The organism is Vibrio sp. 1S139 (assembly GCF_041439475.1).
Taxonomy (GTDB): Bacteria; Pseudomonadota; Gammaproteobacteria; order Enterobacterales; family Vibrionaceae; genus Vibrio; species Vibrio crassostreae_C.
Map to the genome: position 1 here is coordinate 1 of NZ_JBGOOD010000100.1, position 9259 is coordinate 9259.

Annotated in this window: 8 protein-coding genes; 5 read left to right on the forward strand and 3 right to left on the reverse strand. The window is 45.4% G+C overall.

Annotated elements, in window-relative coordinates; genetic code table 11:
• Positions 1–82 precede the first annotated feature (82 nt).
• The 4 genes from ACED46_RS20605 (at position 83) to ACED46_RS20620 (ending at position 5258) form a co-directional block, all read left to right on the forward strand.
• Positions 83–1423 carry a TRAP transporter large permease gene (locus ACED46_RS20605; RefSeq protein WP_371722324.1) on the forward strand — a complete coding sequence of 447 codons (1341 nt, stop codon included), beginning with the start codon at positions 83–85 and terminating at the stop codon, positions 1421–1423.
• An 11-nt stretch (positions 1424–1434) separates the two neighbouring features.
• Positions 1435–2355, forward strand: a complete 921-nt coding sequence (locus ACED46_RS20610; protein ID WP_371722325.1) for a cache domain-containing protein — start codon at positions 1435–1437, stop codon at positions 2353–2355.
• Between the two features lie 236 nt (positions 2356–2591).
• Positions 2592–3164 (forward strand): hypothetical protein, encoded by a 573-nt coding sequence (locus ACED46_RS20615; protein WP_371722326.1) that lies wholly within the window; start codon positions 2592–2594, stop codon positions 3162–3164.
• Between the two features lie 486 nt (positions 3165–3650).
• A complete protein-coding gene (locus tag ACED46_RS20620; RefSeq protein WP_371722327.1) occupies positions 3651–5258 on the forward strand; it encodes a BCCT family transporter in 1608 nt (535 codons plus the stop codon).
• A gap of 205 nt (positions 5259–5463) precedes the next feature.
• Here ACED46_RS20620 and ACED46_RS20625 read toward each other — a convergent pair whose 3' ends face one another.
• Positions 5464–6390 (reverse strand): M14 family metallocarboxypeptidase, encoded by a 927-nt coding sequence (locus ACED46_RS20625; protein WP_371722328.1) that lies wholly within the window; start codon positions 6388–6390, stop codon positions 5464–5466.
• 174 nt (positions 6391–6564) lie between these two features.
• Between ACED46_RS20625 and ACED46_RS20630 the strand changes: the two genes are divergently transcribed.
• Entirely contained in the window at positions 6565–7470 is a 906-nt protein-coding gene (locus ACED46_RS20630) for a DUF808 domain-containing protein (protein ID WP_371722329.1), read from the forward strand.
• 153 nt (positions 7471–7623) lie between these two features.
• On the opposite strand, the gene pyrC is transcribed toward ACED46_RS20630, so the two are convergent.
• A complete protein-coding gene (gene pyrC, locus ACED46_RS20635) occupies positions 7624–8652 on the reverse strand; it encodes a dihydroorotase (protein ID WP_371722330.1) in 1029 nt (342 codons plus the stop codon).
• A gap of 192 nt (positions 8653–8844) precedes the next feature.
• Positions 8845–9003: a YqaE/Pmp3 family membrane protein gene (locus tag ACED46_RS20640; protein ID WP_017059962.1), complete on the reverse strand. Its 159-nt coding sequence runs from the start codon at positions 9001–9003 to the stop codon at positions 8845–8847.
• Positions 9004–9259 lie beyond the last annotated feature (256 nt).

The window sequence follows — 9259 nt, forward strand, 5'->3', positions numbered from 1 at the left end:
AGGATCAGATCGCAGGACTCGAAAAAGGTTCAATTGATTTAGGCAACAACGCCGAGAATAGTCGTAATAGAGAGATGTAATAATGGAATCCTATTTAACTCTAATTTTATTTGGTGGCTTTTTAACGCTTTTAATCCTAGGCGCACCAATCACAGTATCACTGGCCGGCGCTTCAATGGCGGCCTATATGTTGCTCTACAAAAATCCCATTGCGTTAGTACAAATCGCGTTTACTTCGGTGGGTAACTTCCCATTAATGGCGCTGCCGGCCTTTGTTCTTGCGGGTGCATTGATGGAGGCGGCGGGTATCTCCAAACGATTGGTGGATATAGCCGAGAGCTTAGCCGGCCCTGTGACGGGTGGCCTTGGCGCTGCAACGGTAATGGCCTGCCTTTTCTTTGGAGCTATATCGGGTTCAGGCCCAGCCACGACCGCTGCGGTTGGTATGTTGATGGTACCAGCAATGGTTAAGCGAGATTACGATAAGAGCTACGCCTCCGCGGTGACTGCCGCTTCAGGGGGGGTGGGTATCATTATTCCGCCATCCATCCCGCTAGTTATTTTCGGTATCTCCGCAATGGGATTGATGGCACCGCCAGAGGCCATTGCTCAACACGGACAGTTTGCCTCTTTATCTATTCCAAAACTGTTTGTTGCTGGGGTTGTGCCGGGTTTCATTATGGCGTCGACGCTAGTGGTCACTAACTACTTTATTGCTAAACGTGAAGGTTACAAAGGGCTGACTGAAAACTGGTCATTTGGCGAAGTAAGACACTCTTTGCGTCGTGGTATCTGGTCGATACTGGCTCCGTTTTTGATTCTCGGAGGCATCTACAGCGGCATGTTCACACCAACAGAGTCGGCGGTTGTGGCTATCTTCTATTCACTGTTTGTCGGGGTGTTTATTCACCGAGAGTTATCGTTCAAAAGTGTGATGAAATCTCTATCGACCACGACATGGATCACCGGACGTGTGTTGTTGATCCTCTTTGCAGCAACAGTATTTGGACGCTTGTTGATCGAGCAAAAGATCCCGGTTGTCGTGGCTGAATCATTACTCAGTTTTACCGACAACATGTACATGGTGTGGGCGCTAACCATTACCTTGTTGTTGTTCATCGGCATGTTTATGGAAACCTTAGCGGCGATCATGATCATCGTGCCAGTGTTACTGCCAATCATGTACATGCTGGGCGCTGATCCAACTCACGTGGGCATCGTGGTGGTGTGTACCTTATCGATAGGTTTTGCAACGCCGCCGCTTGGGGAAAATATCTTTGTCGCCTCGGGGATTGGTGGCTCTACGGTTGAGCAGATCACCGCGAAGATCCATCCCTTTGTACTTGCATCTGTCGTGGGCGTTTTCGTTATCGCTTTCTTCCCACAAATCACGCTTTGGCTACCGTCCTTAGTCGGCTATTAGGAGACACAACGATGAATCTATCCAGAATAATCCTTATTGGCTGCGCCTTGTTTGCTGTGGTCAGCGGCATTGGATTGCGTGCAGAGCATTCAGAAGTCGAGAAAGAGATTAAGCCAGTCAATGTGCTCGATATTTCTGAGCCACATGTGGTCAGTGACGCTGAAAGAAGAGCTAAAACCTTGCTTGCGAAAGCGGTGGTGCACGTTCAAAAAGAAGGTGACGACAGCGTGAAAGACTTCATGAGTGATGCCGAATATATAGACGGTGAGCTCTATGTGTTTGCTCTTGGTATTGATGGCCAATTCCTTGCCAGTGGCGGCTCTTCCATGGTGCTGGTAGGCGACAGTGTGTTGGATACCCAAGACGTTTACGGCAATCCTTTTTTCCGTGAAATGATCACCAAAGCGGTCCACAAGGGTTTTGGTGAAGTGAAGTATCACTGGACCAATCCGACCGATCGAATGGGTGAGCCGAAAACGACTTTCTTTGAACGTGTGGGTGATGTGATTGTCGCTGTCGGTTATTACCCTGAACGTTCCAGTGCGGTCGAAGCAAAGAATTTACTGGCGAGAGCGATGACCGCGATAGTGGAGTCAGAACAAGAGAGCCTAAATGAGTTTAATGATGCCGATGGCAGCTTTGTAGAAGGGGATTTGTATGTGTTTGTGATGGATATGAGCTCTGGAAAGTTGCTGGCGCATGGGGTCTCTCCTGAGCTAGTTGGGCGTTCGCACAGCGAGATTCTAAGTCCTGACGATAAACCGATTCTCACTGAGATGTTAAATCTAGCCAAAGAAAATGGTCGTGGCGTTTACACCTATCGATGGTTAAATCCGCTGTCGAGCAAAGTGGAAACTAAGCACACTTACTATCGAGTTATCGACAATAAGTTGGTTGGGGTGGGTTATTACACAAATTCAAACAACACGTAAACGCGTTTCTACGGAACCCTCAACCCAGTTAAATAAAGGGCTGGGGGCTCGAAATGCCGGTTTGTGTAAAAAAGCAATTTAGTAAAATTCACACTGTGTAATTTTTGTTGTGAAATTGTTTCAAAAATAACAGTAGTATGAAAAACATGGAAACCACACAGTAAAGAACAATTTTGAAAAGGGTCTATTGGGATGTTTGACCTAAATGAAATTTAAAGCCGTACGAGGGATAGACTATGAATATGCTGACACTAGACAAAACAGAACTTCACAGAAACCATTCAACATTTATTGCTGAAGCTGTCTTTGCCGTCGAAATGGTGAAAGCAGACAAGCAACTCGAAAAACAAAAAATGGCGAAACAGTTGCTTGATACTTTATTTCCTCTTGAGGCGGGTTCACACGAAGACGCGGTGAGCTACGAGATTGATTACCGACATGTTCAGGTTTACTTCAAAAACGGTGAGCACACCGGCCTAAAACGCGCTAAACACTTTGTAGCTTACACAGGTGATAAATCTAAGCCTTCAGCAATCCTATTCCGTGATGAAAGCGGTACGCACGTTGAAGTGACAATCGGCGCTCGTAAAGGCACAGGCCGTCTGGAGTTGGTTGATATTCAAGATATCCAATTAGAGACGTGCACCATGTTTGGTCAAACTGAGGCGAGCCGTTCTTCTGGCATCCGTCACTGGGTGAGCTTAGTAAAAGGCGATGAAAGTGGCCGCCCGAATGCATCAAGTGAAGACAAAGAGTTCACGGCGAAAAATGGTGAAGACTATAACCTAGGTTTTTGTTTCGCAATCTAACGAACTGTCTTTGAAATGTGCAGTGCTGATCTGTGAGACGCAACACTGACATTTGAGCACTGATTTCTCTTTTACCTTTGGTAACTTTCCCCGCCCCTATAGCGGGGCTTTTTTATTAGAGCTATAAGTAAATTGGGCGATTGTCAAAATTATATGCAGAAATTTTGGATGTGACGTTACAGTGTGTGGTTTTGATTTAAGTTGTTGTATTTAAATAATTTTGTTCTTTTGTTTTATTCTGTTTTTATTAGGTTAACTATCATTGTCAACGGTGGTTTGGGCGACTATTGAGCTAAAACTCAGTCAAAATGCTTTGAACTGTGCTATAATGTGCGCCTTGGGATTGAGCCAGTAAGTCCATTTGTCACTAACTATTGTGATTTTTATTGCCTTTTATTTAGGCGGTTCGGCGAGCCAATCAAGTAGTAATTGGATACGGAGAGCGTCCTTATATTCGTTGAATCGGATATGCGAACATCATAATTTATGAGTTTTAAATCAAAAAAGTACAGTATTGATTCTACTGACTATCAAGTTGGTCAAGACAACGTCAGTAAATGGGGCATGGATGTCCATAACACAGTTTTCGTAGCCTCAGTTGGCTTATCTCTTCTCTTCATCATCACTCTTCTTGCTCTTCCTCCTGCAGATGCTAAAGCTGCAATTGATTCTATTAAGGGTGCTGTTCTATCAAAGTTTGACTTCCTGTTTATGTGGGGAGCTAACATCATGCTAGCGTTTGCTGTTGTTCTTGCTTTTTCACCGTTGGGTAAAATCCGTTTAGGTGGCGAAGACGCGACGGCGGACTATTCAATGTCATCTTGGATTGCGATGTTATTCGCAGCAGGTATGGGTATTGGACTTATCTTCTGGGGTGTTGCAGAGCCAACTGCGTTCTTCACTAACTGGTTCGGAACGCCATTAGACGCAGAACCTTTCACAGCCGCTGGTCGTGAACTGGCGCTAGGCGCAACCGTATTCCACTGGGGTTTTCATGCATGGGCTATCTATGGCATGACGGCGCTTTGTCTGGCGTACTTTGTTTATAACAAAGGCTTACCGCTATCAATGCGTTCTGTGTTTTACCCAATTCTGGGTGAGCGTGTGTGGGGCAAAACTGGTGATGTAATCGATGTACTAACCGTACTGGTTACTCTGTTTGGCCTTGCGACTTCATTGGGCTTAGGTGGTACACAAGCAGCAAGTGGTATTAGCCACGTGTTCGGCTTGGAAAACAACATCTTCCTTCAGCAATCTATCATCGTTCTGATCATGGGCTTGGCGATCATCTCTGTACTACGTGGTATGGACGGTGGTGTTAAGTTCCTAAGTAACCTGAACATGGTTATTGTATTCATATTCCTTGGTCTTATCGCTGTATTGAACTTCACAACTGTGCTTGATTCAATGGCAACGGCGGCAACGGGCTATGTGAAAAATATCGTAGCTTTGAGCCAAAGTGCGGGTCGTGAAGACACAACATGGCTGCATGGTTGGACTGTGTTCTACTGGGCATGGTGGGTAGCGTATGCACCTTTCTTCGGTATGTTCGTAGCGCGTATTTCTAAAGGCCGTACGGTTCGTGAATTCCTACTTTGCGTATTGATTATCCCAACATTGGTGACTTCAGCTTGGATGTCTATCTTCGGTGGCGTAGCTATCGAGCAAGTGATTAATCAGGTGGGGCAACTTGGCCTCGACCAAGGCATTACAGATGTATCTCTAAGCTTGTTTTACATGCTAGATGCTTACTCGTTCGGTAGCATTCTGTCTGTTCTCGCAGTCGCGCTGATCATCGTGTTCTTCGTTACAACGTTGGACTCAGGTTCTATCGTTATCGATGGCATGACGGCGGGTGGTAAATTAGAAGTGCCAGTGAAACAGAAAGTCGTTTGGGCGGTTATCTCAGGTGCTATCGCGATGGTGATGCTGTGGATTGGTGGTACTCAATCAATCCAAGCTCTGCAATCTATTACGATTATTGCAGCACTGCCGTTTACGATCATTCTTTTGATTGGTTGTGTGAGCTTGTTGAAAGGCCTACTGACAGAAGTCGGTAAAGGGCAAGAAACGGTTACTCCGGCCACTAAGTAAGTACCTCTAGATAGGAACTTACTCTAATCAGCAGATTCAAAGCTCCCTTGCACCGCGTGCAAGGGAGCTTTTTTATGCCGTAGAAGACATCAGCGAAAGAGAAACAAAAAAGAGCCACAAGTGAGTAGTCATTTGTGGCTCTTTTAGTTCTTGGCTCTTAGTTATTAGTCTAGGTGCCCGGTTCTAGCTATGAGCGGGTTTACGCTTATGCGTTCAATTCGTGCTGAATAACGTAATCTAAAGCACCAACAACAGCAGCAACTTGAGCATCATTACACTCTTCGTCTGTTACTTTGTCACTGTCTGGGTAAACCTCTGTGGTTGTACCGTACTTACAGTCAGTCACGCCGCCACATAAGCCAAGCTTCTTCATTGGGTAGTTGATCACGCCGTGTTGAGTGACGTCTGAACCAATGATCTTGCCTTCGTCATCCGCAGGCGCAATGTGGGTTACTTTTTCAACTGAAGCGATGACAGCAGCTTGGAATTCAGGTTGTGGGTTTTCAGTATCGCCAACAGTGTAGAAACCGTCTGGGATCATACCTTCGATGTACTCAATGCCATCACGAGCTGCGAGTGCAGGTCGGAATTCAGTTTCGTCAGAATCCGTTGTTTCGTGTAAATCAACGTGAACCAACACTTCTGGTAAAGAAGCGACTAATGCACGTAGGTTTGCTGATTCTTCTGCTGGCGTACCGTCGTAGAAAGAGCGGTTTGGATCGACAGCATTTGGGTTCCAGCGGTTGATCACTTCGTAACCCCAAGGGCTTACACAAGGTGCGACAACAATGTTGAAGTGCGCCGTGTATTTCTCTGCTTGGGTCGCTGCAAATTTGATAGCGCCATGCACACCACTGGTTTCGTAACCGTGAACGCCACCTGTTACCAGAATCGTCGGCTTTGACTCGTCCCAGTTTTTGCTTTTGATTGCCAAAAGCGGGAAGCGAGCTTCGTCGTAGCTCAGCGCGCCGTATTGTTCGATGTCGAAGCGGTCTGTGAGTGCTTGGATTTTTGGCACAACTTCTTGTTGATATTCACGCTTAACCGTTCTTTGAGCGAACCATGCTTGACGTTCTGCTTGTTGCCATTTTTTTCCAGGCTCACCGATTGGGTAGGAGTATTCACTTTTCATCTATACTTCTTCTTTTATGTTCGTGAAAGATGAAGACAGACTAGTCCTGTCTAGCTGAGACGGCAATAGAAAACACAACTTGTGACTCTATTTTTTACAGACTCATAACTTTGATGAGTGGATTGATGGTGTTACATTTTATCAATTGTTTAATCCCTTAAAAGAGACCATAAAATGGCTGGAGCAAGTTTATTAACGCTACTGGATGACATTGCAACCGTGTTGGATGATGTCGCACTGATGTCTAAGGTGGCAGCTAAAAAAACCGCTGGTGTGTTGGGGGATGATTTAGCGCTGAACGCTCAGCAGGTATCCGGTGTTTCTGCTGAAAGAGAAATCCCAGTGGTATGGGCGGTTGCCAAAGGCTCATTTAAAAACAAGCTGATTTTGGTGCCTGCGGCATTATTGATCAGTGCCTTTATTCCTTGGCTGATCATGCCTTTGCTTTTGATTGGTGGTCTGTTTCTTTGTTTTGAAGGCGCAGAGAAAATCTTAGAGAAGCTCTTTCCTCATTCTCATCAAGATGACGAAAAGGGAGAGGATACGAGTACTGGTGAATCCATAGAGGAATATGAGAAGAGAAAGGTCGCAGGCGCGATTCGTACTGATTTCATATTATCTGCGGAAATCATCGTGATAGCTCTGGGTACCGTGACGGGTACAAGTATCGTTACTCAGATTCTTGTGGTGAGTTTGATTGCAGTTGTGATGACGATTGGTGTTTATGGCTTAGTTGCTGGGATCGTGAAGTTGGACGATTTAGGTTTCTATCTCCAGCGAACATCGAATGGGAGTGCCATTAAAACTCAACTGGGTAACGGGCTAGTCGCATTTGCGCCCAAGTTAATGAAGACGCTTGCGGTGGTTGGAACGGCTGCGATGTTCTTGGTTGGTGGCGGTATTGTGGTTCACAACGTCCCTGCGATTCATCATTTAATTGAACCGATTATTATGGACTTCAGTGGACATTCGATTGCAACCGCGGTGGTACCAACGCTGTTGAATGGTGTGATTGGGGTTTTAGCTGGATTGATCGTTGTTGCTGTTTGGACTGTGATAGAGAAAATTCGCGGTAAGTAATCGCTCATTATTGGTCTTAATAAAACCCTCTCTCCACGAAACGAAAAAGGGGCACCATAATCATTATGGTGCCCCTTTTAGTCTAATGGGTCGTGTTTAATTAACACCACGCTCTTATTTTTCAATATGAGCGCTTATTTACCGACTAAGCGTTTATTTTACAGACCAAGCAATCGTCTCGCCGCCACGGATGGGCACAACAATGTCTGAACCGAAAGGCATTGTCTCAGATACATTCCACTCTTCTTTTACTAGAGTGATGGTGTCTGTGTTACGTGGGATACCGTAGAAGTCAGGGCCATTGTGGCTCGCGAAACCTTCTAGGTTCTCAAGCTTACCTTCTAGCTCGAATACTTCTGTGTACAGCTCTACTGCAGCGTGCGCAGTGTAAGAACCCGCACAACCACATGCTGATTCTTTAGCGCCTTTGGCGTGTGGTGCTGAGTCTGTACCCAAGAAGAACTTCTTGCTGCCGCTTGTTGCCGCTTCGATAAGCGCTAATTGGTGCGTGTTGCGCTTTAGGATAGGAAGGCAGTAGAAGTGTGGCTTAATGCCGCCAACCAACATGTGGTTGCGGTTGTAAAGCAGGTGGTGAGCGGTGATAGTCGCAGCAACGTTGTCGTTCGCGTTCTTCACGAAAGTCGCAGCATCTGCAGTTGTGATGTGCTCTAGAACAATCTTCAGGTTAGGGAAGTCGTTCACAATCGGTGCAAGTACTGTGTCCAGGAACTGCTTCTCACGGTCAAAGATATCAACATCGTGAGCCGTTACTTCACCGTGTACCAGCAGCAACATACCCACTTCTTGCATTGCTTCGAGTACGTGGTAAATCTTTTGAGCTGAAGTTACACCTGAATCAGAGTTAGTCGTCGCGCCAGCAGGGTATAGCTTCGCTGCTACAACAGCGCCAGATTCTTTCGCTTTACGAATTTCATCAGGTGTTGTGTTGTCTGTCAGGTAAAGTGCCATTAGAGGCTGGAATTGCTCGCTTGGCTGCTGTGCCATGATGCGTTCACGGTAAGCAAGAGCCATTTCGGTATCGGTTACCGGTGGGATCGTATTTGGCATGATTAACGCTCGACCATTGTAACGGCTGATATCGCGAACTGTATCTTTTAATACTTCGCCATCGCGTAGATGAACGTGCCAGTCGTCAGGACGAGTAATCGTAAGTTGTGTCATTGAAGGCTCCCACCATTTGAAGTGTTATGTAGTTGGAGCCTAAACTCAGCGAAATCTGTGAAAGCAATCGCTTACGTTTAGGCGACAGAATGATAGTGGAAAAGCACTTTCATTTCATCCTATTTTTAACTCTTCAGGGCTAGGAGCTTGTTTTTATGGGTATTTTATTCGGTATCTATTTGTTAATAAGGGTTAGCGGGTGGCTACCCACAGACCATGGATCATTCCTGGAACCCAGAAGAAGAAAGTAAGAATGATATTAATCACCAAATCTTTCCCGGCGCCACGAGCGAAGAACACGCCAACAGGCGGAAGCAGTACACATAAAATGATAATGACGAGTTTGTTCATGATAAATCCTTTTTATTCAATGAAGGTTCAATGCGATAACCGTGTTCAAATTATAGAACGTATGGCGAAAGCTAATGCATTGGTGTCTTTATGTATATAAGACAGTCGTTTAAACATCTCAAGATATTAGCTTAGTATCAAGTGTTTAATGCCTACCAGTTTATCTATTTATAACCAAATGCTTATAATCAGTATTCCCATCACATAGACAGGATCTTAAGAGCTAACTTGTTTATTTAGATAGAAAAAAGGCTTC